Here is a 26,986-nt window from a genome sequence, read left to right on the forward strand (position 1 = left end):
TGCATAAACATTTGCTGGATCATTTCAAACTACGCGCCATAGTATTCCCCGACTACTTGAAGTCTTGGTGAATTTCTATGATGGCCATTACAACCTGATATCACTCGAATTCCAGCTAAATTTGCGGCTTTTACAAATGCAGCCATGTTATATTCAATTTCAAGGGTATCTAATCGTACACCATAGCGGTGATTATAAAAGTATCGCATTTTGTGTGATGCTCTTCAAAAGGAATCATGTATGATTCGCCGCCGAATTTTGCAACTTTTAAATAAAATGCTAATGGCAGCTTCGTTACTAAAATTTCAATACGATTAGCATCCCTCACAATAAATGGTACTTTCAAGCGATTTAACATCTGCGTTACATGTGCCATATCCTTTTTCGAGCTAGATTGTAAAAATTCAATTAACCCATTATCCGCTTTTACTTGAAACCCTCTTAATCTTAAAGCCTCTACACAAGTCATCGTTGCATCCTGTAACTTAAAATCTAAATAGTTCATCGTACATTCCGCCTAGCCAGTGAATAATCATGAAAAATTACAAAAACAGCTTGCTAGTCTCCGTACTAAGAAACAAAAGGCACTCGATTTGTTGTTAGATGATAAAATTAACCAAGAAGATTATGACGGTCTTGTAGTTATTTTAAATCCTGAAATAGAGAAACTAGTTGAACAAGTAAATCTGTTGCAATATGAGGAAAGTAATATGCAAGTAGATATTGCTAATTTGAAAGCGTATATCCTAAATCAATTAAATCCTAAACAACCACTTACAGAGCTAACTCCAACAATTTTAGTTCGCTTCATTCATAAAATAACAGTAAAGCAGACGGCCAATTAGAGGTGCATTATCGCACTTCTAAACCGTCTGCTTTTTATGTTTCAACAAATATTAAGTTAGCTATTCCAAAGACACATCCGAGTATTGCACATGTAAAAAAGCATGCTTAACTTAGGATTAGTCAGCTAGTTCAAGCAACGCACAGCACTCAACATGCCTTGTGAATGTAAATAAAATATGTTCCCGCACTCAACCCTAAAGCGTTTTTTTGAATGCAGGAACATATTCAAGTTGTTCTTAATTCCTCGTATATCAATGCTTCTGATCTCGATATATTACTACCACGCACTCCACATGCCATGTGTATGTAAATAATATATGTTCCCACACTCCACCCTAAAGTGTTTTTTTGAATGCAGGAACATATCCAAGTTACTCTTAATCCCTCGTACATCAATGCTTCTCATCTCGATATATCACTACCACGCACTCCACATGCACCGTATGCGGGAACATATCGACGGGTTGCACTTCCACCGTTCTATACCCGCCGTCCTCCAGTATTCTTAAATCCCGTGCCAGCGTGCTTGGATTGCAGGATACGTACACCACGCGCTCTGGCTTCATCTCCAGAATAGTTTCGAGCAGTCGTGGATCGCAGCCCTTACGGGGCGGATCGACGACGATAACGTCGGCGGTGATGCCCTGCCCTTTCCACGTGGGAATGACGTCCTCGGACGCGCCGACTTCGAACTTCACGTTACGCATATCGTTTAACAGCGCATTACTCCGCGCATCCTCAATGGCTTCTTTGACGATCTCTACACCATACACCTGATCCGCATGCTGAGCGAGGAACAAAGAGATGGTGCCAATACCACAGTACGCATCAATCACCGTTTCTTTACCTGTGAGTCCGGCATATTCGACGGTTTTGCTATACAGCACTTCCGTTTGAACGGGATTCACCTGATAAAAGGATCTCGCGGAAATGGCAAACTGGACGTTTCCGATATAGTCGTAGATCACATCACGGCCCCACAGCACACGAGTTTCGTCGCCAAAAATAACGTTCGTTCGCTTGGTATTCACGTTCTGGCAAATGCTTGCCACGTGTGGGATATGCTCACGGATACTGCCAATCCAGGCATCGGCGTGCGGAATATCTCGTCCATTCGTGACGAGGACCAGCATCAGTTCACCTGTGCGAAAAGCGGTCTTCACGACGACATGACGCAGCAGTCCGCGTCCAGTTTCCTCATTATATGCACTGATACCCAGCATTCGGCCAATCTCTTTGACACGTGCCACAACCTCGTCGTTACGCTCATCCTGAATGAGGCAGGTGTTCATATCCACGATGCGATGGCTGCCACGTGCGTAGAAGCCGCCGACAAGCCCGCCCTCGGTGACGCCAATCGGCACCTGGGCTTTGTTGCGGTACCGCCAAGGCTCGCTCATTCCGAGCGTAGGATGTACCACTACGCCTTGCTCACACGCCAATTTTACGGACGTGCTATCGGCATACGGGTCCGTACTTACTGCCGAGGACGAAGCTGTATTCGCCTCTAAATCCGCAAGGGCAGCCAATGCCTGTGCTGCCTGATTACCGGATTCGGTAGGCGCGTTTGCATTCGCACCTGAATCCGTTTCGGAACTGGCGCTCCCAGCCACGCTCAGCTTTCCAATACGCTCCAGTACGTCTACGACATGCTGGCGCTTCCAGCCGAGCTGCGCTTCGTAGCTCATATGCTGGATTTGGCAGCCGCCGCACTGATCGTAGATGGCACAAGGCGCCGCAATCCGGTCAGGGCTGGCCTGCACGATCTCCAGCAGCTTGGCATAGCCATACTGCTTTTTCGTTTTCAGCACCTTGACTCGCACCTTTTCCCCCGGCAATGAGCCTGGAACAAACAGCGTAAAGCCCTCGGCACGCCCTACACCCTCGCCATCATGATTCATGCCGATAATATCGATTATGGCCTCATCGTTTTTTTGTACAGGCAGATCGGCACGCTCTGCACTGGAGCGGTTACGATTGGAAGTCTGCCGCCCCTGTCCATCACCGGAAGAACGACGAGCCCCTCGCCCTTTTTCCATTCTATTCCGATCCGTATCTTTTATATTTCCATCAAAATTTCCACTTTCAATTCCGATTCCAATTCGAAGTTGTTCCTTTCCAGTTCCACCTCGAGACTGCCCTTGCTCTCTCTCCCTTTTAGGCTGCACAGTCTTTTTCTGCGGCTTTCCTTGAACAGGAGCTGCTGCATTCCGGCGGCTTTTTCCACGTCCGCTGCGGTCACTCGTCATGATTCATGTCACTTCTTTCTGATCATCTTTTTTATACCCAGCATTTCCTTCAATACATACAATACAAACGGCCTGTAAGCAATATAAACGTCAACTCGAAAATGCCGTTACTCCCCACGGAGAACGGCAAGGACCAATAACTAATAGGGCCAAAGCGACATAACTACCTCTGCATACCGTAGCTTCTCATTACCATTGGAAACGTCAATCTTTTCAAAAAATGACTTTAATCAGAAACGTTATCGTTCGAAAACAAAAACCTCTCCACATCATTTCCTATCGCAGGATTCTGCAAAATTCGATTCCAATCGCTCTAAGGTACACTAAATAGACGAATAAAATCACTTCGTTCTATCTATTGCTGATTACAAGTCGCTTTGTGGATTTTTGCAAAATCCTTACCTAAACACATTCAAATGATGCGGCAAATTCTGGAACGTCGCAGGCAAAGTTCCTCCCAGTTCGCCATCCAGATTAAGCTGGACATAGCCGGGTGAGGTTACCTCCATATAATCTGTTTTAAAATAAACGATCTTCTTGTCCTGCAAATGCTCACCACGCAGCGCGAGTGTCACCAGCCGGATCATTTCCGCCAGATTGCACTTGCGCACAGCGATGACGTCGAGCAGCCCATCATCTATTGTCGCCCCGGGAGCCAGCTTTTCAAACCCGCCCACCGAATTCGTATTCGCAATCAGGAAGAGCATGAACTCGTCGTGTATCACTTCCTGACCCGATGCTTTAATAATCAGCTCTTGCGGGGCCAGGCTGACCATTTTCTCCATGCCTTTAAAATAATAGGCTAGCTGGCCAATCATCGTTTTTAGCTTGCTGGGAACTTCATACGTAAGCTCGGTTAAAGTCCCTCCACCCGCAATGTTGATAAAGTAGCGATCATTGGCTTTTCCGATATCCAGCGGCTTCGGATTTTGACGAATAACCAGGTCACAATAATCCTCCCACTGCCTGGGGATGCCCATTGCTCTGGCAAAATCATTCGTCGTCCCTAGAGGAAACACACCCAGGGGCGGGCGGTTTTCCCTTTCAGCCATCCCGTTAATAACCTCATACAAGGTGCCGTCGCCACCAGCGGCGATAATCATATCATACCCACGCTCAATGGCCTCTGTTGCAGCACGCGTCGCGTCCCCTTCACCCGTAGTTGCATGGCAAGAGGCTTCAATACCACCTTCATCCAGGCGCTGCAAAACATCCGCAAGACGACGTTTCATTTCCTCACGCCCGGAGGTAGGATTATAAATTAATCTAGCTCTTTTCATTCCGTTACGCCACCCGTATATTTAATGATATTTATATTCAAATTCCAGTTCATCACATTCAGTCTGTACAAAATATCATCATACTGGAAAAAGACCTCTTTTACAATAAAAGAAGCCATCACTGACCTAAATATGGGAATAAAAGGGATAAATAACATTGTAGCTGAACCAAACGACCTGAACCCAACTAATCAATGGATTGACCTTGTTCACTTCTGCATGCCTTGCATTAGTTCGCTAATTTGCCTGTCCATCCAGGTTGTAAGTAAAGGATGCGGCAACAAAGGCTCACCTGAATAACGATACTCAAGCCCCTCTAGCCGCTTGGGAATAACACGGCTTGTAAAATAACCTGAGCTCAAAAAAAGCGGTGCCACAATAACATCATGACCCCGCTCCTGATTCCAATACGCTACCTTGTCGTGCACACTTTCAGGATTCAGTAAAGCATAGTCTGTTCGTATACTACTCACGCTTTGCACCGTACGGGCTAACGAAGAAATTCCCTGCTCCCAGCGCTGAAGAAAGCCGTTATGCACACTGCCGTGTCCAACGAGTAAAATGATCTCATTTGCAGGATGGACCGACAATGGGCAAACCTTGTCCCACACCATGCGTGCAACATCTTCTCCGTCATCCAACGGGCTGCCGAAATGCACTCGCGCCTTTCTTCGAAAAGGCTTCAAATCCGTTTCTTTATCTGGCGCATCCTTGACTCCCAGCGCATAGCTGATCTCGTCTACATGTGTACTGCCTGATGACATAAACAAAGGAATGACCAGTAAATCCGTTACATCCAAGGCTTCCAGATGATCAATACCATCTTGAATCAATCTACCTTTAACCGTTTCCAAAAATGAAACCTCGACCGGTATCTTTTCCGGTAAATGAAGCTTTGCAACTGCCTGATCCACCTGTTCCACCCAATACGGCTCCTTGGAGCCATGGCTGATTACCAGTATCCCAGGGCTACGCATTAGCGTCCCAGACGTTCCAGCGTCATTTTGTACCCGTCATTACCATAGTTCAGGCAACGTTTAACACGTGAAATCGTCGCTGTACTCGCACCTGTCTCCGCTTCAATCTGGTTATATGTGCTGCCTTTGCCCAGCATACGAGCAACCTCCAGACGTTGGGAGAGGGATTGAATTTCATTTATCGTGCACAGATCATCGAAAAACACATAGCATTCTTCCAAATTTTTAAGGGTTAAGATAGCTTCAAACAATTGATCAATACTTTTATCATTAAGCTTTTTGAGCTGCATGGATTATCATCTCCCAAGGTTACAATCTTTCCTCATTGTACCTGAGAAATAGTAGGTTTTTCAAGCATTAACGGTTTCACGCATTACAGAACAACATTACATGACATGGGATTATACCGTACGAATGCCCAAATCCGCATTTATACCTGATTTCGGGACACATGCCTAAACCCACTGTGCGTTTGTAACATACAGTAGAGTATCAACCTGCAAAGGAATGTGATCTCATGCCTGGACACTACTATCATCGGAGGCCGCTACAGCGATCCCTTTCCGATCCGTATAATTCTACTCCATATCCCGGACTCGATCCATACAGCGAGGTTCCACAAGCGGGTTCCTCCGGTCTGGTGCCTTATGAAGCGCCAGCAAGTATTACGGATTCTGCTGTGGTTACACCAGACACGGCACCAGCCCAAGGAGGACTGCTCGGAAGTCTTGGAAATATCAACAATCTCAACCAAATTAAAGGTTTTATCGATCGCATGGGGGGCATTGACGGAATTGTAGCCACTCTCGGCAAGGTACAAAAAGTTATGAGCAGCGTACAGCAATTTGCTCCGATGGCGAAGCTACTCATGGGCTCGCTCCCCGTATTCGGCAAATCCGTCAGCAAAAATTCTGCGCCTGTATCTGAGAAATTGGATGAATACACACCACCTTCACGCCGCCGCCGAAAAAAAACACAACGCAAAAATACCACTACTCCGCGCAAACGTCCGGTCAAGCGTAAACGTCGTTAGTCCATTTTATTTGAACCAGCCTCGACGCATAAACCAGACCACCATTGCGACACTCAACAGAAACATGAAAATGAGGATGCCGAAATAGCCGTATTTCCAGCCTAACTCAGGCATATACGAAAAATTCATACCATAAATGCCGGCAATCAGTGTCAAGGGCATAAAAATCGTCGTAATTACGGTCAACGTCTTCATGATCGAATTCATGCGGTTGGAATTGAGCGAGATATAACTGTCTCTTAGGTCGGCTGTCATTTCGCGGTCGGCCTCCAGCATGTCCGTCAGCTTCAACAGATGATCATAAATATCCGTAAAATAGGCCATATGCTCCCCTTTGCCCTGCACATGCTGTGAATTCAGAACCCGGTACATCAGATCACGCATCGGTACAATTGTACGGCGCAGCTTGAGCAGCCTGGCGCGCAGGGCAAACACCTGCTTCATCAATTCCTCTACGGATTCATGCCTGCCCAGGCCCTCCAGCTCGGCCAATTCATCCTCAATCATGAACAGACTTGGAAAATAGTTATCCACCAGCTTGTCCATCACCGTGTAGGCCGCAGCCAATGGTCCGCGTGACCATATTTTACGTTCATTCGCATGCTGGACAATTCGTTCCCAGGCCTGATCTATCTCATCCAATTCATGATGGTGATAGGTCACCAAAAAACGGCCGCTAATGAACATGTCCACTTCTTCCGCATCCAATGTATCTACATCAAGCGCGTGCACAACCAGAAACTGCACATCCTCGTAATAATCCAATTTAGGGCGTTGCAGGACATGCATACAATCCTCCACAGCCAGTGGGTGAAACTGAAAATAACTTGTCAGCAGCTCTGACTCATGATCTGTAGGCTCGTTAAAATCCACCCATATCCATATGTAATTCTCCATGTTTATTTGCTCCAGTGGCTGTCCCACCATCACCTGATGATCATGCCCTATAGCCAGTGTACGTATCACCGAACGTCCCCCTCGTCTACACTGCTGTTTTTCATGCTGTTTATATTGTATATAAGCCATTCTGGATTATACAAATTTCACGCGCTATATTCCACACGCTAAAATAAGAAAAGGATATCTCCGGGCCAACATGCCTCCCCAAGATATCCTTATAGGATGATAAAATCAGTATCACTTAAATCTTTTTCACAAACCCTGTGCTGGTCGCTTCATAGCCCAATCGGCGATAAAACTGATGTGCATCCTGCCGCTCACTCCGATTACCGCTGTTCAAAGCAATGGCAACCAAACCATTCTCCCTGGCCCAAACTTCTGCTGCCTGATTTAACGCCTTGCCAATCCCTTTATTACGATGCTTTGAATCTGTCACAAAAACAACGATGCGCGCGTATCTCTCTTTCATTTTTTCTACAGATGTGGGATACCCGAGTTCCTCCATCAAATAAAAGAAAAATCACTCACGTTCACTAAAGATGACACAAGATGCTACTACACGGTCAGATGATGCTTACCTCGCTATTTCCCTCCCGCCAGCAAGCAAAGCGATGCGCCATGCTTTCCCCTTGCACCTACTCATTTTAGAAGTGAGGCAGGCTTTTGTGAAGTAGGAGCGGGTTCAGCAGTAGTAGCGCAGCGGTACATTTGAATCTGAAGAAGCGTGAGCGTTCGCCTTTGCCCCTGAATTTTCACCTTATAAGGTCTTATACAATCCAAAAAATTCGGGGGCAACAGCGATCATAAGATCAAATAGACCGCGGAGCGTCTCACAACGAGCACCCCCGCCTACATTCACAATCCCTGCCTAACTTACAATACCTTCTCTAAAAAACTAATGGTCCGCTCATTTTTCGGATTACCAAATACCTCTTGTGGTGTTCCTTCTTCCACGATGTAGCCGCCGTCCATAAATACGACACGGTCGCTTACTTCGCGTGCAAACCCCATCTCATGGGTTACGATCATCATCGTCATGCCTTCACGAGCCAGATCTTTCATTACGCCTAGCACTTCGCCCACCATTTCTGGATCGAGCGCCGAGGTAGGCTCGTCAAACAGCATGATGTCCGGGTTCATCGCCAGCGCACGCGCAATCGCTACACGCTGCTTCTGACCGCCGGAAAGCTGGCCTGGCAGTGCATCAGCCTTATCAACCAAGCCTACACGATCCAGCAGCTTCATCGCCGTTTCCCGGGCCTCTGCCTTCGTTTGTTTGCCCAGCTCTGTCGGTGCGAACATAATGTTCTTGAGCACCGTCATATGCGGGAACAGATTGAAATGCTGAAACACCATACCTATATTTTCACGGACTTTGTTAATGTCCACGCTTTTGTCGCCCAAGTTGTAGTCGTCGACGATGACCTCACCAGCGGTAATTTCCTCAAGCATGTTCATACAACGCAAAAACGTACTTTTCCCCGAACCCGAAGGGCCAATGACGCATACAACCTCGCCTTCCCGTACTTGCATGTCAATGCCCTTTAGCACCTGGTTACTGCCATAACTTTTTTTCAGATCTTTGACGATAACTTTACCCACGACGAACTCTCCCTTCAAGACGGTTGGAAATTTTGGTCAGGACTGTAATGACAATAAGATACATTATCGCAACGACCAACCAAATATCAAAGGATTGGAACGTCCGCGCAATAATAATCTTACCGGATTGGGTCAATTCGACCAGACCGATAACAGACAAAATGGACGTATCCTTCAATGTAATTACCAACTGATTGATAAACGACGGGATCATGATCTTTACAGCCTGCGGCAAAATGATTTTGAGCATAGCCGTCCGATATGGCAAACCAAGTGAGCGGGCCGCTTCCATTTGTCCCGGATCAATAGACTGAATACCCCCGCGGATAATTTCCGTCACATAAGCACCTGCGTTTAAAGACAACGTCAATACAGCCGCGACAAAAAGCGGCATTTTGAAATCCAGTGCCTGTGGAATACCAAAGTAAATAAAGAAAGCAAGTACAATCAGCGGAATACCACGGAACACATCAACGAAAACAGTTGCAATTCCACGGAACACCTTGTTATGGCTCACCTTCATAAAGCCAAACACCAGCCCCAGCAAAAAGGCTACAAGTAAGGATACCAGGGTATACAGCAGTGTATTTCCCATCCCTTTAATTAACGAAGGCAGCGAAGCGGAAATCAGTTCCCAGCGGCTACGCTCAACAGGTGCCGTACCTTTGCCGGATTCACCCAGGTATTTGGACATGATTTTGTCATATTCCCCGCTGTTGCGAAGATTAACAAGCCCTGCATTGAATTTCTCCAGCAATTCCTGATTTTTGCCTTTGTTGACAGCAAAACCGTAAGAACCGCCTTTTTCCTTATCAGTTACAAGCTTGAGGCCATTATTCTGCGTCACTCCGTATGCCAGTACCGGAAAGTCATCAAAGCAAGCAACCGAATTACCTGTTTTGACTTCATCGTACATTTGAGAAGAATCGTCGAACGGTACTGTAGTAAAGCCATACTTGGCCTTAATGGATTCCGCGAAGGTGTAGCCTTCCGTTCCTGTTTTGACAGCTACACGCTGTCCTTTCAAATCCTCATAGCGTTTGATCGTATCATTGTCCTTACGAACCGCCATGACGACTCCTGAATCAAAATAGGGCTCGGAAAAATCAAATTTTTGCTTGCGTTCGTCGGTGATACTCATCCCGGCAATGACGCCATCCACTTGATTTGTTTCGAGTGCCTGCACTGCCGCGTTAAAGCCAAGAGGCTTAATGGTATATTCAAAATTCTGATCCTTGGCAATAGCCGCCAGTAAATCCATGTCGATTCCGACAAATTTACCATTAACATCTTCAAACTCAAAAGGCGCGAACGTCGTATCCGTGCCGATATCATACTTTGTTTTGTTTTCTGCATGTGCCACTACACCGAAATTACCAGCCAGGACAACCACAAAAAACAAACAAGTTATGAGTGCTATTAGTTTTCTAGATTTTTGCATAATTTCCTCCAGTCAGTGAACGGTTCAAAGTTTTCTGTTTATTTTACAGGAGTTATTAAAAATTGACTACTTTGATGTCAGCTATTTTTGAAAAAACATTTCATGGAACTATCTGGATGTGTGAACTTTAAAGGCGAAATTTTGACCCCTGAATGCCAATAAGCCCCTGCCGCAAAAGCGGACGGAAGCTTATTGTGTATCCTATAGTGTGTGTTTTTTTTCGTGAAATATCAATGAAAACTAGAAAAGAATTTTGAAAATCAATCCCGACAACAGTGCAGAAATAGGGATCGTTATCACCCAAGTTATGACAATACGACCAGCCAATGACCAGCGTACAGCCGAAAATCGCTTCGCGGACCCTACACCCAAAATTGCCGAGGTAATGGCATGAGTGGTACTTACAGGCAAATGAAGCAAGGTGGCAGTGAAAATAACTGAAGCACCCGAAATGTCGGCTGCGAATCCATTAATGGGGTCGATTTTAAAAATCTTGGTTCCCATCGTCTTGATGATCTTCCAGCCCCCAATGGACGTACCTAGCGCCATGGCTGTTGCGGCTGAAATTTTCACCCACATTGGTACTTCCAAATGATCCTGATATCCTGCCGCGACGAGTGCAAACGTGATAATCCCCATCGCCTTCTGAGCATCATTCGTACCATGCGTGAACGATTGAATGGCTGCCGTAATAACCTGCATTGTGCGAAAGCCTTTGTTCACTGTATGCGGACTGCGATTAGCGAAGATGTACTTCAATATCATCATCACAATGTAACCGACAACAAAAGCAATCAGCGGGGAGAAAATCAGTCCCTCAACAATCCCGATAAAGCCGCTCCAATTCAATTTATCCTGGCCCGCACCTACATACACCGCTCCGGCCAACGCACCAATCAATGCATGGGAAGAGGATGAAGGAATACCAAACCACCAGGTCAAAAGATTCCAAATGATCGCAGCGATCAGCGTTGCAATGACGATATCAATGCCATTCGTAAGCTTGGTAGGGTCAGCAACACTTCCACCAATCGTCTTGGCAACCCCCGTAAACAGGATAGCTCCGAGAAAGTTCATGATTGCAGCCATAATAATCGCACGTCGCGGCGTTAATGCACGGGTCGAAACCGAAGTAGCAATCGCGTTCGCCGTATCATGAAATCCGTTAATAAAATCAAATGCCAGAGCAAGAAAAATAACAATACCCAGTACCAATAAACTTGTATCCATGTAAAAGGACTCCCTTACGAGTTACGCATAATGATGGATTCCAGCATATTTGCAACATCCTCGCATGAATCCGTTGTCGTTTCAAGGCGTTCGTACAGTTCTTTGCGTTTGATAAGCTCAATAGGATCAGTTACAGTTGCAAACAGGTTTTTGATGCAAATACGCAGCAATTCATCCCCCTGATTTTCCAAATCATTCAGGCGAATGGTGTACTCACGAATAGCCAGCAATTTCTTTTGCGAAAGCAAATGTACAGCCTTCTGAATTTCATAAGCTGATTGACGCAAAATATCAGCGAATTGCACAATATACTCGTCTGGCTCCGTAATGTTGTACATATAAAAACGTGAGGCCGTTGCTTCCAGACCGTCCAGTACATCATCCATGGTCGTTGTCAGTTCCATGATGTCGTCGCGTTCCAGCGGCGTGATGAAAGTCTTGTTCAGCTCAGTAATAATCGTGTGTGTGTAATCATCACACTTATTTTCATACTTCTTCATTTCATTAGTAAACAAAGTCACATCTTGAAGGTTTGAAGTATGTTGGGCAAAATAATCGGCTGCTTGCACGATCGTATCTGCCATATTTTCCAACGTCTCGAAGAATATATCCTTTTTCTTCAATCTCATAACGATTACCCCTTTACGAAAATATCCGCAACCTGTTTCGACTGCAATAGACAACCTTTGCTATCTTATCACACTCATCAATGTTTTTGTAATGTTTGTAAAAGCAAATTTCAGGATATAGGTATACAATCCCCGACACAGAAGGTCATTATCCGACATTTTTTTCCTAACCGGGTGTATTCCATTATTTTGCGTTTACAGTTACATGCTCATTTAGCGAAGTATCTGCAGGTACCACATGTATATAGGATGTACCTGGCGTCAACGGAATTTCAACTCCATTTTTCATAAAACGAACCGCATCACCGGGCGTATGCTGCCATTGTGCACGTATGACTCGTCCTTGTTGAAACACCATGGCCTCCCCACTACCGCTCAGCTCAACACTCAATCTGCCTACATCGTCCAGTGTTCGATGGCTGGCACTCATCACAATAACATTGGCCGCAGAAAGCTGCTGGTTATTATTTTGATCCATATGTGACTTTTCGTTCACAAAACGCTTATATTGCTGATCCGTCGAATCGTAGGTGTAGGATACACGATAGCTTTTGAGCAAAAAACGAATTTGCATGGATGCTGCACTCTCGTCTGTCATGACCGGGGCTTCTCCCGGTTTAAGGTAAGGATATACGGGAACCTTTGCTTGTTTGAGATACCCTTTATGATCGATTCCTTTGCGCAATCTACTTATATTCGTGTACAGATTATGGGGAGGACGACGATCTTTGCTCCGCCAAAAGTAAGCCCCTCCATTTGAAATCTCATCCAGATGCTCCTTTCCCTGCTGCTGTAAAATTGCATAGGCATCTGTGCTTCCCCCTGCATGTATCGGTAACGCACCATAGGTTTCGCCCAGCTCAATCAGATACGGTCGAATGCTACGAACCGGACCGATCTTCACATCTCCATCATAACTTTGGAAAAAAGCAATCAAACGGGTAATTCCGCCTTCTGCAAGAACTTCATATAACATGTCTGCCTGGCTAAGCCCTGCCTGTGGACGTGCAGCCGGAGCGTTGTTAATCATAATCGCGAGCGGTCGCTCCAAAACAGGCTGCTTGACCGGAAGACCGGTAAGCGGAGCTGTAAATGCCGGAATGGACTGCTCTTTGGGCGGTTCAACCTCCAGTTCTGTATTTTGCTCGTTCGATTGGGGAGCGGGTTCAGATTCACCCGTTTTGGACAAAGTAGAACAAGACATCAGCATCATGCATAACAGAACTGAGGCCATCACACGCAACCATTGACTTCGCTCGGAAATGGACCTGAGCAAGTTTATCCCTCCACTTTAGATATTTTTCTCATTATAAGCTTTATTTCCTGTTTTTGTCTTGATCGAAGATACCCCTCCCGATAGAATACTTATCTAAAGACATTAAAATTTAAAAAATATTCAGACTTTGTGATTTTTATCACAAATAAGTGTAACTGAACCTAATACAATAAAGGTGTAGCAGAGATGATCATCCCAAACCTAATGAAATAAAAAACATTTTGAGATAAGAAAGAGGAGTGGTTTAAATGTTTAACAACTGGTTGCGTGAAAACAAAGTAGCGATGTGGCTGCTGACTGTAGTACGGGTTTATCTCGGATATGAATGGATGAGCCATGGACTTGAAAAGTTGACTGGCGGATTTGACGCCGGTGGATTCATCTCGGGAGCCATTGCTAAAACGGGTGGAGACCATCCCGCTGTACAAGGGTGGTGGGGATCGTTTCTCGAAGCCTTTGCCCTGCCGAATGTTGGTTTGTTCAACGTCCTGATCCCACTGGGTGAGTTCTTGGTCGGGGTTGGCCTGCTGCTCGGCACACTGACTACACTGGCTGCTTTGATGGCCATGGTCATGAACTTCTCGTTCCTGTTCTCGGGTACAGTAAGCACGAATGCAATCTACCTGCTGTTTGAAATCTTCCTTGTGGTCGCTGGTGCAAATGCCGGACGGATTGGCTTTGACCGCTGGGTACTGCCCTTCCTGCGTGGACTGTTTGGTAAAAATAAAGATACTTTTCCAGCGGATCCCGCTCGAAAAACAGCTTAACTAACCCCAAAACAACCGTTACCCTCCGGGCTAATGGTTGTTTTTTTTATAATACACAAAAGAACTTCCATTCCCACACGCCATGTGGATTTGGAAGTTCTTTTTACATTTATTGATCATTTTCCTGACCAAAAGCCCAACAATTAAGGCTTAGCGAGCCAAGGACATAGCTTTGAAAAAGCTTGCGTGCCGAGCGCTGATCATCCGCAGCCCCCATCACATAAAACAAAGGTGAAAAATGCTCAATCCCATAAGAAGGAACCGCCTGCTTGGCATAAGGAGCCTTCTTATCATATTGGAATAAATGACGCAAATTCCAGTCTTGAAGCTGCTGTCCAATCCAGTCATCATATTGAACCGCCCACTCTGCCGGCTCATTCGTTTGCTTGAGTGTACGAAGGTTGTGTACCAATCCGCCGCTGCCGATAATCAAAATACCTTGTTCTCGCAACGGTGCCAGCATCCGCCCTATCTCATACTGCTCCTGCGGAGCGCGCCGAGAATCAATAGAAAGCGGGACGACAGGGATGTCTGCATCAGGATATATATGCCGCAAAACCACCCATGCTCCATGATCCAGTCCCCGGTTCCGAACCGGCTGGTGAAACAGGTTATGCTGACTGAACAGATGCTTTATCTCCTCATACAGCTTCGGATCGCCTGGTGCAGGGTAATCAAGTGTGTACATTTGCTCAGGGAAGCCATAGAAATCGTGCAACGCTGCATGCTGATCATCCGCGCCGATACATTGATCAGGACTATCCCAATGCGCGGAAAAAATGACAATTCCTTTGGGTCGGGGCAGGCTTGCGCCCAGCTCTGCAAGAAAGCTAGTATATGCGTTATTTTCTACAGCCAGTGTCGGTGAACCGTGCGCAACAAAAATTGAGGGTAATGTCATCGCTGCCAACCTCCACACGCCAGTATAGTGTTACTCTTCCATTTTACTCCGGCGGAGGCGTAATTTCCAATGCAATCCGTTACAACCTGAAATCAGATCATCCAGTGCTGCCAATCCCGTTGAATATTTTCCTGTTCATCCAGCCATTCCAGCGTCCGATCAATCAGTCGTTGCCGCTCTTTACCTGAAGAGAAGGTGTGGTCTCCCTGGAAAATAATCTCTTTATCGCAGCGTCCCTCTGGACGCATCCAGAATACCTTCTGAAATAAAAAGGCGTAATCCACAGGAATGATATCATCCGAGGTTCCGTGAATAACGAGCACATCCCCGTTAAATTTGACAGCCTCCTGAAACGGCTGGAACTGGGCTAACGACTCAAAATAAGTAGGTGTGAACTTGTAGCCCAAATAGTCGGCCTGACCGTTTTTAACAGACTCATCATACACGCTTCGCTCCGTAATTTTGACAATGTCGTTGAACGGATAGCCGACAGCTGACCAAAGGACCAGGTTTTGTACTCTCTTGTCCCGTACAGCTGTGAGAAGGGCGACTGCGCCCCCCAGACTGTGACCGATCAGCGTCACCTTGGTCGGGTCAATGTCCGCGCAATTCACAGCGTAATCCAGCACTGTACGTGTCTGATTAATCATCGACTCCAGCCCTTGCTTGCCATAATCGCCTGTGCTTTCCCCACAACCGGCAAAATCAAAGCGCAGGACAAAATATCCCCCTGCTGCAAGCTCACGTGCGGTCTTTACAAATAACCGATCTACCCCGATCCGATTGCCTACAAATCCGTGGCATATCACAACGAGCGGTACCCGTCTCTGACGGTCTCCTTCACTCGGATTGCTCGGATAATGAACCGTTGCAGCTAGCTCCTCATTTTCAAAGCGAATTCCAATTTGCCGTTCCATCATGATTCTCCCCCTGAACAATTTAAACGTATATTGTAACACGGATACCCTGCAAGATATCGATTTACTCCAATTCCGATAAGTTTAATAAGCTTTATAGTAAAGTCAGTCTATCATCGCCCTGCCTCCTTGTCAACCTGTCACTCACACTGATAAAAAAGCAAACAAATGGCGTCCCCGACATGATGCCGGAGAACGCCATACGACACACTTATTAGGGTGAACCCCCACATTCGTATAGAAGATTCGTTATTCGTAGCTGTGCCTGAACATTTGGTGGGTTTCGGCTCGTCCCTCCCACTCCAGTTTACAAGAGGCGCCGCTATGATCCTCATGCCATAAGCTGCGATAGCTCTCTTCACCCAGTTCCCCTGCAAACTCTGTATCCTGAGCCACTTCAGTATCGTCCAGTATACGGTACGTTGGAGATGCTCCTTGAATGCTCCGGTGACTCACGTTTGCAGACAAGGAGACCCCGTTGTTCCCGTTCGGAGCGCCTGCCAGTCGTTTTTGGACTGAATAATCTGCCTGATTCTCCAGTTTCATGATGCTACATCCTCTCAACGTTTATATTCAGGTTGCTCCATGTGCTCACCCTTTATCCAGTTTGAGGAGAATGCAGCGCTAATATACATTCCGCACATAAAGCCTTTTGCCATCTGGCGCTTCCTCACGTATACTGTTTTTGTTGCAAAATACCGGTTTCATCAGCGAGATACGCTCGCAAAGCAGGAGGAAGAAATGAATAAAGCAAAATATTATACGCTTATTGCATGGATTGCCTTGTCCATGTTTTTTTTGACACAGGCGATGATCGGAGGGTTTATCACATTTACAGGCGGAGATATCACACCCTTTGAAAAAGTTAACGTGTCCACCCTCATCATCATCGCCGCAGGAGCGATTCTTCTGGTTGAAGCATTGATGAATTTTATGGACCGCCCTGGAGAAGACGAGGAAACGCAACAGTCAGGCCATGCCCCAGTCAAGCCGCAGCTGAATTTCAAATCCATTGTGATGTATGTTGTGCTGGTTGTGGTGATTCTCGTTTCCGGATTGGCACTGCGCAGTATACTGCCTGTGTTCAGGATTTCACCTTGGTTAAATCTAATTCTCGCGGCCGTCGGGTTCATCGGACTCAAACCCATTTTTCTGCGTAAAAAGCGTTCTTGATCCACAAATCCTCATTGTACTGAAGCGCCTCATCACCCCAAAAAATCCGTATTCCCGTCTGCAAGAAGATGCATGTGGAAATACGGATTGATATATGCTAAAGCCTATTTGGAAAATAGTTGCTCTGCATTATCCAGGGCGATTTTGTGCCCCAGCGCGGAATAGTCCAGCCAAGGCTGTCCGTCCAGCATGTAGACATGACCCTGCTTAACCGCCTTGAGTCCTTGCCATACTGCGTTTCCTTCCAGTTGCTTGTATACCTTTTGCGCATCGGCGCCTTTACTGATAATGACAAGGATGGCATCGGCATCATAATCAGGCAAAACCTCTTGGGACACGACCTGGTAGGCCTTGTCGATTTTTTCTACACCCTTGGCTGGCTTCAAGTCCAAGTCCTGATACAACAGCGGCCCTACCGGGCGCTTCATGCCCATGACACGAACTTCCTTCGCCGTCACACGTACAGCCATAACTGTTCCATCTCCGATTTTGGAGTGGATTAGCTTTTTAACCCGTTCCTTCTGTGCATCATAATCTTTCAAAAAAGCGTCGGCCTGGGCCTCACGGTTAACCAAGACGGCGATTTTTTCCAGTTGGTCTCTCCATGTGCCTTCATCCAGATCAAAAACCTCGGTTGGCGCGATTTTTTCAAACTTGGCTACATCGGTTCCCGAATATTTTTTGTCGAGAAAAATATGATCAGGCTGAAGCTCCAGCACCGCTTCCATATCCGGGTCTGTGACAACACCCAGCTTGCGGGTATTTTGGAGACGATCCTTTACATGGGGCAGAAAATCCTTCACATCTCCGCCAATGACCGAACCAGCCGGAGTAATGCCCAGTGCCAGCAGGTTGTTCGTCAAATGGATCGACATCGAAGCAATGCGCGAATCGGCACTAATGGTTGTCTGACCGCTGCTGGCTGCTTTGTTATCTGTAGCTTTGGATTCTGCAGCTTTGTTGTCTGCTGCTTGTCCACAAGCGGACAGCATAATCATACACAAAACAAGAATCATTGCTGCCCAAGAACGCTTAAAATCCGAACTCTTAAATCCATATTTTTTCATGATTATTCTCTCCTATGCTTCATATGTATTGCTTCTGTCATTTGGTTCGGGACAGCAGGAACAAAAAGTATGGAGCCCCTACCACCGCAACCACCACCCCTGCGGGAATCGCATTCGGTTGAAACACCGAACGTCCAATCGTGTCGGATATGACCAGTATGACGACCCCGACAAAACAGGCCACGGGCAGCAAATGCTGGTACATCGGTCCGACCAGACGGCGAGCCAGATGGGGCGCGATCAGCCCGATAAAGCCGATGCCTCCAGCCATAGACACGCTGGCACTGGATAGAGCTACGGCTGCGCCCAGCAGCAGCAGGCGCTGACGCCTCACATTCGTGCCGATTCCGGCTGCTGTCTCGTCGCCCAGCGACAGGTTATTCAGGCTGCGCGTCTGTGACAGAACGTAGGGCAACACTATGACGATCCATGGCAGCAAAGCCGCTGCATGCACCCAGTCCCGGCCCCATACGCTGCCAGCCAGCCAGCGTGCAGTGAATGCATACGTATCCTCATCCAGCCGCAGCGACCAATACAGCGTTATCGCGCTGAGGCCCGAGGCTACACCGATGCCGGACAAAATCAGACGCACGGGCACGACTCCTCTGCTGCGGCTATACGACAACAGTACAATCAGCACCGCCGCAACGAGCCCTCCTGCAAAGGTAAACAAGGGGATAAGCACGGCTGCCGAGCCCTCCAGGTCGCGAAAAAAGCTGACAAACATCACCAGCCCCAACGCAGCCCCTGCATGAAGTCCCAGCACTCCGGGGTCAGCGAGTGCGTTCCGTGACAAGCCTTGCATGACTGCTCCGGCTGCGCCCAATCCCGCTCCAGCCAGCACGGTTACGACGATACGCGGCAGACGATATTCAAACAGGACCATATGATCACGTCCATTGCCACCGCCAAACAGCGTATCCAGCACACGCAGCGGTGGAATACGAATCGTTCCGGTATTCAGACCCAGCATAATGACAACAAAGCTGATCCCTGCCAATATCAGACAGACGATCCAAGCCTTTGTCTTTCTTGCATCTCCCATCCCTATAGAGCGACTCACTACAAATCCCTCCTTTCCTTACGGGCGAGAAAGAGGAAAAAAGGTACTCCGATAAAGGACACCATAATTCCAATAGCCAGCTCCTCCGGCGGATTTGCCATTCTCGCCCCCAAATCAGCCAGCACCAGCAGCACAGCTCCCAATAGCGCAGACAGCGGAACAATCTGGCGATAATCCACGCCGATCAGCTTGCGGGCGATATGTGGAATGACCAGCCCTACAAAGCTGATAGCCCCGGCTGCCGACACAGATAGCCCAGCCAGCACCACCACGGTCAGCAGGCCAAGCAGTCGGATACGCTTGAGATTGATTCCCAGGTTTAACGCTACCTCATCGCCCATTGAAATCAGCGAAATGGAGCGTGCCAGCCCCATAGACCAGACAATCACCATCAGCAAAATCGGCGCAAGGATCTCCAACTGCGACCATTTGATTCCGGCAACACCGCCCGCATACCAAAACGCCAAATCCTGACTCAGATCAAAATAAATCGCAATCCCCGAAGTCATCGAACCTAGCAGGGCAGCCGTCACAGCCCCAGATACTGTCAATCTCATTGGCGTCAACCCCCCCGGCGCAGAGGCACCGAGGCCGAATACAAGCAAGGTGCTCATCAGCGCACCAATGAACGACAATACGATTAACGTGCCATAAGGCAGATTAGGGAAAAAGGCAAAGCTCACAGCGACTACAAACATCGCTCCTGCGTTAATGCCTAGCACACCTGTATCTCCCAGCGGATTGCGTGTAATGCCCTGAATCAGAGAGCCTGCCACCGCCAGCGCGGCTCCAATGACGGCTGCACCGAGTACACGCGGCAATCTCAGCTCATGAATGATCTGATGTGTCATTAGCGAACGATCATAGTGGAATACTGCCGCCCACACTGTGCTTAGAGTCAAGTCCTTGGCTCCAAAAGAAATAGCAGCAAACATGGACAAGGCCAATAATACCCCAGAAGCTATGAATAATAATGCCTGCCGAATCCTGCCTGACCGGAGCAACGGGCGAGCTACAGAGGCTGCATCGAAAGCTGTGCTTTCTGTATGAGCTGCACGTTCGTCCGTCCTGCCTTTTGACCGCATTCTTGAGGTCACTCCCTCCATACCCGAAAATCTCCATATCCGAAAATCACCATAAATCTAAAGACGATAATGATAATTATTATCAGCTTGATTCATAATAGCATGTTTCTATGACATTGCAAGCCAAAAACTGCTCCCCCATATAGAGGAGCAGTTTTTGGCTTATATCTATGTGAGATGACCATACGGATGACTCCAGACATCCCACTTTTTTAGTACATAGGCCAGCCTGCCGAATCCCATTTCAGATCACTAATTAGAAGTTTTGGGTTTCCGTCATCTGTAGCATCATAGGCATGACGCGCAATAACACTGTTATTATAAATAGATTGGCCGCCCGGTCCCTTCCAACGGTCATTCCCTGCATCCAGCACGGTTCCACCGCCATCCATCAGGTTTTTACCACTCTTGTCCACATACGGTCCAGTGATACTCTTGGAGCGACCGTAAATGATTTTATAATTACTGTCTACGCCTTTGCAACAGTTATCAATGGAAGCAAACAAATAATAGTAGCCGTCACGGTATGTAACATGTGGCGCTTCCAAACCACCAGCAGTACGCTTGGCAATAGAATAGATCTGGCCCGTAGGTTTCATTGTACTCTTATCCAGACGAGTAATTTTCAAGCCTGAATTCCATGAGCCGAAGGAAAGCCACGGGTTACCGGAAGCGTCAATGACTAGATTCGGATCAATGGCATTATAATCGTTAGAATCCGTCGTACGCAGCACTAATCCATCATCTCTCCAGCTTCCCGCGCCAATGCTCGTTGCTGAAGTCAATCCAATGGCCGAAATGCGTGACCCGAAGGTAGAAATGGAATAGTAAACCCACACACGTCCATTGTACTTTTGAGCATCCGGTGCCCATACATCATTAGCCTTCTGCTTAGGTACATACGATTTCCACCATGATGGCGGCGATAGGAATATTTGCGGCAATCTGTAAAAATTACGTCCATCATCCGACCTTTGGACCTGTATCCCCTGCCCTGTGGAGAAAATATACCATGCATTGCCTTCCTTTGTGATGGACGGATCATGTGTCGCCACATCACCAGTTAACGCCCAATGCTCTGCCGATGCGGATGGTACCACTGACAGCAATAATGCAGCCGAGGTTACGGCGGCAAACGCCGTTCGGACCAATTTACCCTGTACTGATTTTTTCCAAGCTTTTAACAAGCTTACGCACCTCCAAATTTATTTTATATGATACGAAGCAGGTGAAACATAAATTTCGTTAGTGTTTATACTTATGAAGTTATACATATATTAACCTATCAACTTCATTTTTGTAAACGCTTTATTTCAAATAAACAGAAGTTCATTAACTACGCATAACGTTATACATACAAAAAGGAGCCCGCAGGCTCCTTGTTAAATCAGCATATTAAATAGATTCTCGTTTTTGTTCAGTTCTGTATATTTGAGTCCCTTGCGGTTCATTCGTTCAATCAAAGGAAGATAGTCTTCCTTGTGAAACAGCTCAATACCGACCAGCGCGGGACCGTTTTCCTTATCATTCTTTTTCGTATACTCAAACCTTGTGATGTCGTCGTCCGGTCCAAGCACTTCCTGAAGAAATTCACGCAGTGCCCCGGCTCTTTGCGGGAAATTCACCATAAAATAATGCTTTAGTCCTTCGTAAATCAGGGAACGCTCCTTAATCTCCTGCATACGATCAATATCGTTGTTGCCACCGCTAACGATACAGACCACCGTCTTGCCTTGAATCTGCTCACGATACAGATCAAGCGCTGCCACTGGCAGCGAGCCCGCAGGCTCCACAACAATCGCATTTTCATTGTATAACTCAAGAATTGCGGTACAAGCCTTACCTTCCGGTACCTTCACAATATCGTCCAGCGTATTTTTACAAATGTCGTAAGTCAGCTGACCGACACGCTTCACCGCAGCTCCGTCAACGAACTTGTCTATATGGTCCAGTGTAACCACTTTGTTCAGACGCATCGCTTCCGTCATCGACGCTGCCCCAAGCGGCTCAACACCGATCACCTTGGTGGACGGATTCACTGTTTTCACATACGTACCTACGCCTGCCGCCAAGCCACCGCCACCAATCGTCACAAACACATAATCCGCAGGTGTGTCCAGGCTTTCCATGACTTCCATCGCAATCGTACCGTTGCCTGCTATAATTTTTGGCTGGTCAAACGGATGGATAAAGGTCATCGCCTGCTCACTGCACACCTTCATGGCTTCGTCATAGGCGTCGTCAAACGTATCTCCAGTCAGAATGACCTCCACACTGTTACCGCCAAAGCGACGAACCTGCTTCACCTTCTGATTAGGCGTTGTGCTTGGCATGAATATTTTGCCGTGGATGCCCAGCGCATTACATGAAAAAGCCACACCTTGCGCATGGTTGCCCGCACTCGCGCACACAATGCCCTTCTCCATTTGCTCAGGAGTCAGACTGCGGATCATATTGTAGGCTCCGCGGATTTTAAAGGACCGTACAACCTGGAGATCCTCTCTTTTTAGATATACATTGCAGTTATATTTGGCTGACAGGACGGCATCCCTCTGTAAAGGTGTACGTACAATCACCTCACGCAGCATATGATGCGCCCGTACAATATCCTCCATGCCAACGGTTGAAGCCGTGGCCGGGCCGGTTTTCTGGGTTTCTGTTGGTTCCATAGGTTCTCCACGCTCCGCCTGAATATTTCTGTATTTGGAATCTTTCAAATATCATACCACGTTTACCTACAGCTTGTGCAGTTCATAGACATGAAAATGAGAATGAAAATCAATTGTAATCAAAAAAAGCAGACCGGGATGCCCGACCTGCTTTTTCCGATGTTACATTTTTGTAGTGAACGATTACCCTTTGACTCCGCCTGCTGTCATACCTTCAATGAAATAACGCTGGAAGAACAGGAACACGACCAGAATCGGTAAAATAGCCAAAACCGAACCGGCGATCAGTACATCATAATTGTTGCCATATGGCGTCAGCAGACTGGACAGACCAATCGGCAGTGTCAGCATGTCGTTGGTGCGCAATACGATCATCGGCCACAGGAAGTTGTTCCAGCTGTTCATCGCCTGTAAAATAGCCATCGCCGCAAATGCCGGCGCCATCAGAGGCATCATAATCCGCACGAAAATACCATATTCCGAGCACCCGTCAACCCGTGCGGCATCCATAAAGTCCTTGGGTACTCCACTCAAATATTGACGGAAGAAAAAAATCGGTATCGGTGCAACGACGAAGGGCAATATCACACCCCATACCGTATTAATCAGCTTCATGCCGATCATCAGCTTGTAAAGCGGTAGCATAATAATTTCGACCGGGATCATCATCACGACCAGCACCAGCGTAAAAATCACATTTTTCAGTCTAAAACGGTACATCTCCAGGCCGTAGCCCACCATCGCAGACAATATCAGACATAGCACCGTAAATAAGACGGTAATGACAATGCTGTTCCAGTACCATTGAAAATAATCCGTTGTCCCCTGGAAAATGAACGCATAGTTTTTCAAGGACATGATGCTCCACTCCAGCTTAAGATTCAAGCCGTAGCGCAGCAGCTCCGTCGATGGCTTGAACGAGGCAAGCGTCACGGCAAATAGCGGAAACAGGGCAAACCCGGCAAACAAAATGAACAGGACAACGAGAAATGCGGATAACGGGCCTTTTTGTTTCTGAGCCATCGCTTAATCCTCCTTCCGGAACATGCCAAAAAATTTGAGCTGGATCAGGTTAAGCACCAATGTAAATACAAGTAATACTATGCCCACCGCAGCTCCAAAGCCCATGCTGTTCTGCTCCAGACCTTGACGGTAGAGATAACCAACAATCGTTAAGCCAATATCATTGGGAGAGTTATTTCCGTTCCACAGCATGTAGCTCTCTGTGAACATCGACAAGCCCGCGTAAATACTAATCGTAAATACGTAGATCGTCACCGGCTTGAGCATTGGAATCGTAATCCGCCAAAAGGAAGCAAACCGACTGGCTCCATCAATCTGTGCAGCTTCATACAGCTCGGGGGGAATGTTTTGCAGTCCTGACATGTAATACAGCATGTTTACACCCAGCCATCTCCACAGAGCCAGCACAATCAACGCTAAGAAACCGGTGTTGGCATTCATCAGCCATTTATGCGGCTCCAAACCGAATACACTCAATAAGGAATTCATCAGGGAACCATCCAACTCGCCAAACATGAGCCGGAAAATGGTACCTGCCACCACCACCGAGGTCAGTGCAGGTATGAACATAACAGAGCGGAACAGCCCTCTGCCCGGCATTTTAGGCGAATTCAGCAATACCGCCAGTACCAGCGGCAAAGGAATCAGCACGACCAGCGTAAGCAAAGTGTACAGGACGCTATTCAGTATCGCTTTTCCAAACGTAGGATTTATTAAGTCCTTGTAATTCTCCAGTCCGACATACGTTGTGATACCCGGCAGCACTTCCTGAAAGCTCATAATGATCGTCGAGATCACCGGATACGCAAAAAACAGCGCAAAGGACAGTAAAAATGGAAGGACAAACACATACGGTGCCGTACGGCTGGAATGAATAAAGCGGCTCCATCGACTTCGGGTCGGACGCTGCGTTTGTGGCGACTGACCTGTCGGTACATTAGCGTTCGTATGAACGGGCGTTGCCATGAATCTCACTCCCTTTCCTGTTGGGGTTTATCTCAATTCATCTGCCAGCTCATGCAGCACTGTGGCTGGGTCTTCGCCATTCAGCAATGTTCGATAAAGTATTTTATTGCGGACCGCACTGGCGATGTCAGGCGTTTTCGGTCCAATATGCACCGCGTTGATTTCGTCTTTTACCTCAATGAGCGTGTCAAAGATATTCGGTCCGAAATAATCCGTAAATTTGTTCTTGGCTTTGACTTCCGGCATGGTCCATACCTCACTGCGGATGGGATCAAAACCAAGCTGCTTCCAAATCTCCACATTCCCTTGCTTGGACAGCTTGGCAAAGGCCAGAAATCGCATGGCCAAATCCGGGTGCTTCGATTGGTTTGTGACCACCGTACCGGTTCCGCCCATACCTGCTGAGCGAAAGCCGCCTTTTTCCCAGGCCGGCAACGGTCTGATGATGATTTTCCCTTTCAGGTCAGGCATATAATCCGTAAAGCGTCCCATGTACCACATCGGCATCCATACCGAAGCGGCCCCACCTTTGTTCATAAACCCGTAGTATTCCTCCATATGATGTCCGCCGCCGGGTGCGGGAATGGCGATTTTGTCCTTCACCATCTGCTGAAGAAACGCAAGTGTTTTAATATTCGTTTCGTTATCCAGCGTTAGCTCGCCCTTATCATCCAGAAAGTCCGAGTTCTGCTGGGAAATCATCGGCCAGTAGTTCCACAGGTCATTCGTCTCCACCGTCGCCATGGGCTTGCCTGTTTTCGCCAGCACTTGCTTGCCAGCTGCTGCATAATCTGCCCATGTGACGATGGAATCCGGGTTTACCCCCGCCTGATCCAAAATTTCTTTATTGTAATACATCACTTCGGCCCCGACATGAAAATCAATGCCATAATACTTACCGTCTTTACCGTAAATCTGGACTCTAGAAGGCACAATGTTCTTCATCTCCGGGTCAATCACCGGATTGAGCGGGACCAGCTGCGGTATCCCTTTGAGGAAGTTGCCGATCTTGTTTACCTCGATATCCGCGATATCCGGTGCCCCCACCCCCGATTGCAACGCAATCGACAGCTTGCTGTGGTGGTTGTCATAAGGGAATGTATTCGCTTTCAAATTAATCTGTTCATCAGGGTGCAGTTGGTTCCATTGGTCAGCCATTTGCAGAAAAAACTTCTCATGCAGTTCGTTAAACGTCCACAAAACCAGTTCTGTTCCCGGCCCATCCTGTTCGTCGGCTTTCAAGGAACAACCTTGCAGCAGTCCGGCGATTAAAACCACCGCCATGAGCATCAACGCCATGCTTTTTCTTCGCAGCAGCATATCCTTCCCCCTTCGCATGATGAAAAAATGATTTTGTAATGATTGCGCTTTCTTTTATTATTTAACATCAAGCCAAATTAGTTTACAACAACATTATTTATAAAAATTCATTTTTAGTACAAAACTAGCGTCTCCATTGCATTATAGGGGGAAAATGAATTGGAGGGGGTTATGATGATTTTTGCATAAAAAAGCGACCCAACTCGAATTGAAACTCGGAGCTGGGTCGCGCTTTTCTAGCTACTCTTGAGAATGTGCTGCTTCGTCCTTCACTTCTGATCGAAACGCTCTAATACTTTCTTTACGGCGATTATTTTTTTCTTCGATTTGCTTACGCTCCTCGTCACTGATTTCAGAGGAAAATTCGTTCAGATAGCCTTCTGCTTCATGCAGATTCTGCTGTGTATTCTGAATATTTTGTTGCAAATGTTCAACATTATCGGCCCGATTATCCGGTTTTGCCATATTACTGTCGCCTCCTAATTATGGAATCGCTCACTGGAGCGCTAATCGGTAGCTTGATCGCTATCGGATCAATTTATGCATTCCTGAGCCAAATTTATAAAATGGAG

The 26,986-nt window shown here is 47.0% G+C and carries 28 protein-coding genes; 4 read left to right on the top strand and 24 right to left on the bottom strand.

Annotated elements, in window-relative coordinates; translation table 11 throughout:
* Nucleotides 1–169 precede the first annotated feature (169 nt).
* Nucleotides 170–505: a hypothetical protein gene (locus LCF57_RS15640; protein ID WP_226001523.1), complete on the bottom strand. Its 336-nt coding sequence runs from the start codon at nt 503–505 to the stop codon at nt 170–172.
* A gap of 19 nt (nt 506–524) precedes the next feature.
* Between LCF57_RS15640 and LCF57_RS15645 the strand changes: the two genes are divergently transcribed.
* Nucleotides 525–845 carry a hypothetical protein gene (locus tag LCF57_RS15645; RefSeq protein ID WP_226001524.1) on the top strand — a complete coding sequence of 107 codons (321 nt, stop codon included), beginning with the start codon at nt 525–527 and terminating at the stop codon, nt 843–845.
* A 393-nt stretch (nt 846–1,238) separates the two neighbouring features.
* Here LCF57_RS15645 and rlmD read toward each other — a convergent pair whose 3' ends face one another.
* The 4 genes from rlmD to LCF57_RS15665 form a co-directional block, all read right to left on the bottom strand.
* Nucleotides 1,239–3,095, bottom strand: a complete 1,857-nt coding sequence (rlmD, locus tag LCF57_RS15650; RefSeq protein WP_226001525.1) for a 23S rRNA (uracil(1939)-C(5))-methyltransferase RlmD — start codon at nt 3,093–3,095, stop codon at nt 1,239–1,241.
* Nucleotides 3,096–3,493: 398 nt separating this feature from the next.
* Nucleotides 3,494–4,375 carry a diacylglycerol kinase gene (locus LCF57_RS15655; RefSeq protein ID WP_226001526.1) on the bottom strand — a complete coding sequence of 294 codons (882 nt, stop codon included), beginning with the start codon at nt 4,373–4,375 and terminating at the stop codon, nt 3,494–3,496.
* 209 nt (nt 4,376–4,584) lie between these two features.
* Nucleotides 4,585–5,352 (bottom strand): sirohydrochlorin chelatase, encoded by a 768-nt coding sequence (locus LCF57_RS15660; protein WP_226001527.1) that lies wholly within the window; start codon nt 5,350–5,352, stop codon nt 4,585–4,587.
* Nucleotides 5,352–5,642, bottom strand: coding sequence for a YerC/YecD family TrpR-related protein (locus LCF57_RS15665; protein ID WP_007428885.1), 291 nt, complete (start codon nt 5,640–5,642; stop codon nt 5,352–5,354). Before LCF57_RS15665 ends, LCF57_RS15660 begins: the two co-directional genes overlap by 1 nt.
* 227 nt (nt 5,643–5,869) lie before the next feature.
* Between LCF57_RS15665 and LCF57_RS15670 the strand changes: the two genes are divergently transcribed.
* Nucleotides 5,870–6,385, top strand: coding sequence for a tyrosine protein kinase (locus LCF57_RS15670; RefSeq protein ID WP_226001528.1), 516 nt, complete (start codon nt 5,870–5,872; stop codon nt 6,383–6,385).
* Between the two features lie 6 nt (nt 6,386–6,391).
* Here the strand turns inward: LCF57_RS15670 and corA are convergent, their stop codons facing one another.
* From corA to LCF57_RS15705, 7 genes are all read right to left on the bottom strand, one after another.
* Nucleotides 6,392–7,351: a magnesium/cobalt transporter CorA gene (gene corA, locus LCF57_RS15675; protein WP_226001529.1), complete on the bottom strand. Its 960-nt coding sequence runs from the start codon at nt 7,349–7,351 to the stop codon at nt 6,392–6,394.
* A gap of 175 nt (nt 7,352–7,526) precedes the next feature.
* Nucleotides 7,527–7,790 carry a GNAT family N-acetyltransferase gene (locus LCF57_RS15680; RefSeq protein ID WP_226001530.1) on the bottom strand — a complete coding sequence of 88 codons (264 nt, stop codon included), beginning with the start codon at nt 7,788–7,790 and terminating at the stop codon, nt 7,527–7,529.
* A gap of 368 nt (nt 7,791–8,158) precedes the next feature.
* Entirely contained in the window at nt 8,159–8,887 is a 729-nt protein-coding gene (locus LCF57_RS15685; protein ID WP_226001531.1) for an amino acid ABC transporter ATP-binding protein, read from the bottom strand.
* Nucleotides 8,880–10,328, bottom strand: coding sequence for an amino acid ABC transporter substrate-binding protein/permease (locus tag LCF57_RS15690; RefSeq protein ID WP_226001532.1), 1,449 nt, complete (start codon nt 10,326–10,328; stop codon nt 8,880–8,882). The genes LCF57_RS15685 and LCF57_RS15690 overlap by 8 nt, the downstream gene beginning before the upstream one ends.
* A 240-nt stretch (nt 10,329–10,568) precedes the next feature.
* Nucleotides 10,569–11,558 (bottom strand): inorganic phosphate transporter, encoded by a 990-nt coding sequence (locus LCF57_RS15695; RefSeq protein WP_226001533.1) that lies wholly within the window; start codon nt 11,556–11,558, stop codon nt 10,569–10,571.
* A gap of 14 nt (nt 11,559–11,572) precedes the next feature.
* Entirely contained in the window at nt 11,573–12,187 is a 615-nt protein-coding gene (locus LCF57_RS15700; RefSeq protein ID WP_007428879.1) for a DUF47 domain-containing protein, read from the bottom strand.
* Nucleotides 12,188–12,371: 184 nt separating this feature from the next.
* Nucleotides 12,372–13,421, bottom strand: a complete 1,050-nt coding sequence (locus tag LCF57_RS15705) for a DUF3048 domain-containing protein (protein ID WP_413232200.1) — start codon at nt 13,419–13,421, stop codon at nt 12,372–12,374.
* 290 nt (nt 13,422–13,711) lie between these two features.
* Here LCF57_RS15705 and LCF57_RS15710 point away from each other — a divergent pair, with 290 nt between their 5' ends.
* Nucleotides 13,712–14,230, top strand: a complete 519-nt coding sequence (locus LCF57_RS15710; protein ID WP_226001535.1) for a DoxX family membrane protein — start codon at nt 13,712–13,714, stop codon at nt 14,228–14,230.
* Nucleotides 14,231–14,339: 109 nt separating this feature from the next.
* Here LCF57_RS15710 and LCF57_RS15715 read toward each other — a convergent pair whose 3' ends face one another.
* From LCF57_RS15715 to LCF57_RS15725, 3 genes are all read right to left on the bottom strand, one after another.
* Nucleotides 14,340–15,131 (bottom strand): dioxygenase, encoded by a 792-nt coding sequence (locus tag LCF57_RS15715; protein ID WP_226001536.1) that lies wholly within the window; start codon nt 15,129–15,131, stop codon nt 14,340–14,342.
* 92 nt (nt 15,132–15,223) lie between these two features.
* Nucleotides 15,224–16,048, bottom strand: a complete 825-nt coding sequence (locus tag LCF57_RS15720) for an alpha/beta hydrolase (RefSeq protein WP_226001593.1) — start codon at nt 16,046–16,048, stop codon at nt 15,224–15,226.
* A gap of 249 nt (nt 16,049–16,297) precedes the next feature.
* A complete protein-coding gene (locus tag LCF57_RS15725; protein ID WP_226001537.1) occupies nt 16,298–16,594 on the bottom strand; it encodes a hypothetical protein in 297 nt (98 codons plus the stop codon).
* Between the two features lie 195 nt (nt 16,595–16,789).
* On the opposite strand from LCF57_RS15725, the gene LCF57_RS15730 reads away from it, so the two are divergent.
* Nucleotides 16,790–17,221, top strand: a complete 432-nt coding sequence (locus LCF57_RS15730; protein ID WP_226001538.1) for a hypothetical protein — start codon at nt 16,790–16,792, stop codon at nt 17,219–17,221.
* Between the two features lie 104 nt (nt 17,222–17,325).
* On the opposite strand, the gene LCF57_RS15735 is transcribed toward LCF57_RS15730, so the two are convergent.
* The 9 genes from LCF57_RS15735 to tlp form a co-directional block, all read right to left on the bottom strand.
* A complete protein-coding gene (locus LCF57_RS15735) occupies nt 17,326–18,288 on the bottom strand; it encodes an ABC transporter substrate-binding protein (protein WP_226001539.1) in 963 nt (320 codons plus the stop codon).
* A gap of 37 nt (nt 18,289–18,325) precedes the next feature.
* The gene (locus LCF57_RS15740) at nt 18,326–19,333 is read right to left on the bottom strand and encodes a FecCD family ABC transporter permease (RefSeq protein ID WP_226001594.1); all 1,008 of its coding nucleotides are present in this window, start codon (nt 19,331–19,333) and stop codon (nt 18,326–18,328) included.
* A gap of 17 nt (nt 19,334–19,350) precedes the next feature.
* On the bottom strand, nt 19,351–20,436 hold the full coding sequence (locus LCF57_RS15745; RefSeq protein ID WP_226001540.1) for a FecCD family ABC transporter permease: 1,086 nt from the start codon (nt 20,434–20,436) through the stop codon (nt 19,351–19,353).
* 212 nt (nt 20,437–20,648) lie between these two features.
* Nucleotides 20,649–21,623, bottom strand: a complete 975-nt coding sequence (locus LCF57_RS15750; RefSeq protein ID WP_226001541.1) for a glycoside hydrolase family 43 protein — start codon at nt 21,621–21,623, stop codon at nt 20,649–20,651.
* Between the two features lie 195 nt (nt 21,624–21,818).
* Nucleotides 21,819–23,105 carry a threonine ammonia-lyase IlvA gene (ilvA, locus tag LCF57_RS15755; protein WP_226001542.1) on the bottom strand — a complete coding sequence of 429 codons (1,287 nt, stop codon included), beginning with the start codon at nt 23,103–23,105 and terminating at the stop codon, nt 21,819–21,821.
* A 183-nt stretch (nt 23,106–23,288) separates the two neighbouring features.
* Nucleotides 23,289–24,128 carry a carbohydrate ABC transporter permease gene (locus LCF57_RS15760; RefSeq protein WP_007428865.1) on the bottom strand — a complete coding sequence of 280 codons (840 nt, stop codon included), beginning with the start codon at nt 24,126–24,128 and terminating at the stop codon, nt 23,289–23,291.
* Between the two features lie 3 nt (nt 24,129–24,131).
* Nucleotides 24,132–25,094 (bottom strand): carbohydrate ABC transporter permease, encoded by a 963-nt coding sequence (locus LCF57_RS15765; protein WP_226001543.1) that lies wholly within the window; start codon nt 25,092–25,094, stop codon nt 24,132–24,134.
* 27 nt (nt 25,095–25,121) lie between these two features.
* A complete protein-coding gene (locus tag LCF57_RS15770; RefSeq protein WP_226001544.1) occupies nt 25,122–26,414 on the bottom strand; it encodes an ABC transporter substrate-binding protein in 1,293 nt (430 codons plus the stop codon).
* Between the two features lie 240 nt (nt 26,415–26,654).
* Nucleotides 26,655–26,879, bottom strand: coding sequence for a small acid-soluble spore protein Tlp (gene tlp, locus LCF57_RS15775; RefSeq protein ID WP_226001545.1), 225 nt, complete (start codon nt 26,877–26,879; stop codon nt 26,655–26,657).
* Nucleotides 26,880–26,986 lie beyond the last annotated feature (107 nt).

This window comes from Paenibacillus sp. BJ-4, from assembly GCF_020404765.1.
Lineage (GTDB): Bacteria > Bacillota > Bacilli > Paenibacillales > Paenibacillaceae > Paenibacillus.

Coding starts and splice junctions, on each gene's coding strand:
- LCF57_RS15640 (WP_226001523.1), bottom strand. CDS start 505: ATGAACTATTTAGATTTTAAGTTACAGGATGCAACGATGACTTGTGTA.
- rlmD (WP_226001525.1), bottom strand. CDS start 3,095: ATGACGAGTGACCGCAGCGGACGTGGAAAAAGCCGCCGGAATGCAGCA.
- LCF57_RS15655 (WP_226001526.1), bottom strand. CDS start 4,375: ATGAAAAGAGCTAGATTAATTTATAATCCTACCTCCGGGCGTGAGGAA.
- LCF57_RS15660 (WP_226001527.1), bottom strand. CDS start 5,352: ATGCGTAGCCCTGGGATACTGGTAATCAGCCATGGCTCCAAGGAGCCG.
- LCF57_RS15665 (WP_007428885.1), bottom strand. CDS start 5,642: ATGCAGCTCAAAAAGCTTAATGATAAAAGTATTGATCAATTGTTTGAA.
- LCF57_RS15670 (WP_226001528.1), top strand. CDS start 5,870: ATGCCTGGACACTACTATCATCGGAGGCCGCTACAGCGATCCCTTTCC.
- LCF57_RS15680 (WP_226001530.1), bottom strand. CDS start 7,790: ATGGAGGAACTCGGGTATCCCACATCTGTAGAAAAAATGAAAGAGAGA.
- LCF57_RS15690 (WP_226001532.1), bottom strand. CDS start 10,328: ATGCAAAAATCTAGAAAACTAATAGCACTCATAACTTGTTTGTTTTTT.
- LCF57_RS15695 (WP_226001533.1), bottom strand. CDS start 11,558: ATGGATACAAGTTTATTGGTACTGGGTATTGTTATTTTTCTTGCTCTG.
- LCF57_RS15700 (WP_007428879.1), bottom strand. CDS start 12,187: ATGAGATTGAAGAAAAAGGATATATTCTTCGAGACGTTGGAAAATATG.
- LCF57_RS15705 (WP_413232200.1), bottom strand. CDS start 13,421: ATGGCCTCAGTTCTGTTATGCATGATGCTGATGTCTTGTTCTACTTTG.
- LCF57_RS15710 (WP_226001535.1), top strand. CDS start 13,712: ATGTTTAACAACTGGTTGCGTGAAAACAAAGTAGCGATGTGGCTGCTG.
- LCF57_RS15715 (WP_226001536.1), bottom strand. CDS start 15,131: ATGACATTACCCTCAATTTTTGTTGCGCACGGTTCACCGACACTGGCT.
- LCF57_RS15720 (WP_226001593.1), bottom strand. CDS start 16,048: ATGGAACGGCAAATTGGAATTCGCTTTGAAAATGAGGAGCTAGCTGCA.
- LCF57_RS15725 (WP_226001537.1), bottom strand. CDS start 16,594: ATGAAACTGGAGAATCAGGCAGATTATTCAGTCCAAAAACGACTGGCA.
- LCF57_RS15730 (WP_226001538.1), top strand. CDS start 16,790: ATGAATAAAGCAAAATATTATACGCTTATTGCATGGATTGCCTTGTCC.
- LCF57_RS15735 (WP_226001539.1), bottom strand. CDS start 18,288: ATGAAAAAATATGGATTTAAGAGTTCGGATTTTAAGCGTTCTTGGGCA.
- LCF57_RS15740 (WP_226001594.1), bottom strand. CDS start 19,333: ATGGGAGATGCAAGAAAGACAAAGGCTTGGATCGTCTGTCTGATATTG.
- LCF57_RS15745 (WP_226001540.1), bottom strand. CDS start 20,436: ATGCGGTCAAAAGGCAGGACGGACGAACGTGCAGCTCATACAGAAAGC.
- ilvA (WP_226001542.1), bottom strand. CDS start 23,105: ATGGAACCAACAGAAACCCAGAAAACCGGCCCGGCCACGGCTTCAACC.
- LCF57_RS15760 (WP_007428865.1), bottom strand. CDS start 24,128: ATGGCTCAGAAACAAAAAGGCCCGTTATCCGCATTTCTCGTTGTCCTG.
- LCF57_RS15765 (WP_226001543.1), bottom strand. CDS start 25,094: ATGGCAACGCCCGTTCATACGAACGCTAATGTACCGACAGGTCAGTCG.
- LCF57_RS15770 (WP_226001544.1), bottom strand. CDS start 26,414: ATGCTGCTGCGAAGAAAAAGCATGGCGTTGATGCTCATGGCGGTGGTT.
- tlp (WP_226001545.1), bottom strand. CDS start 26,879: ATGGCAAAACCGGATAATCGGGCCGATAATGTTGAACATTTGCAACAA.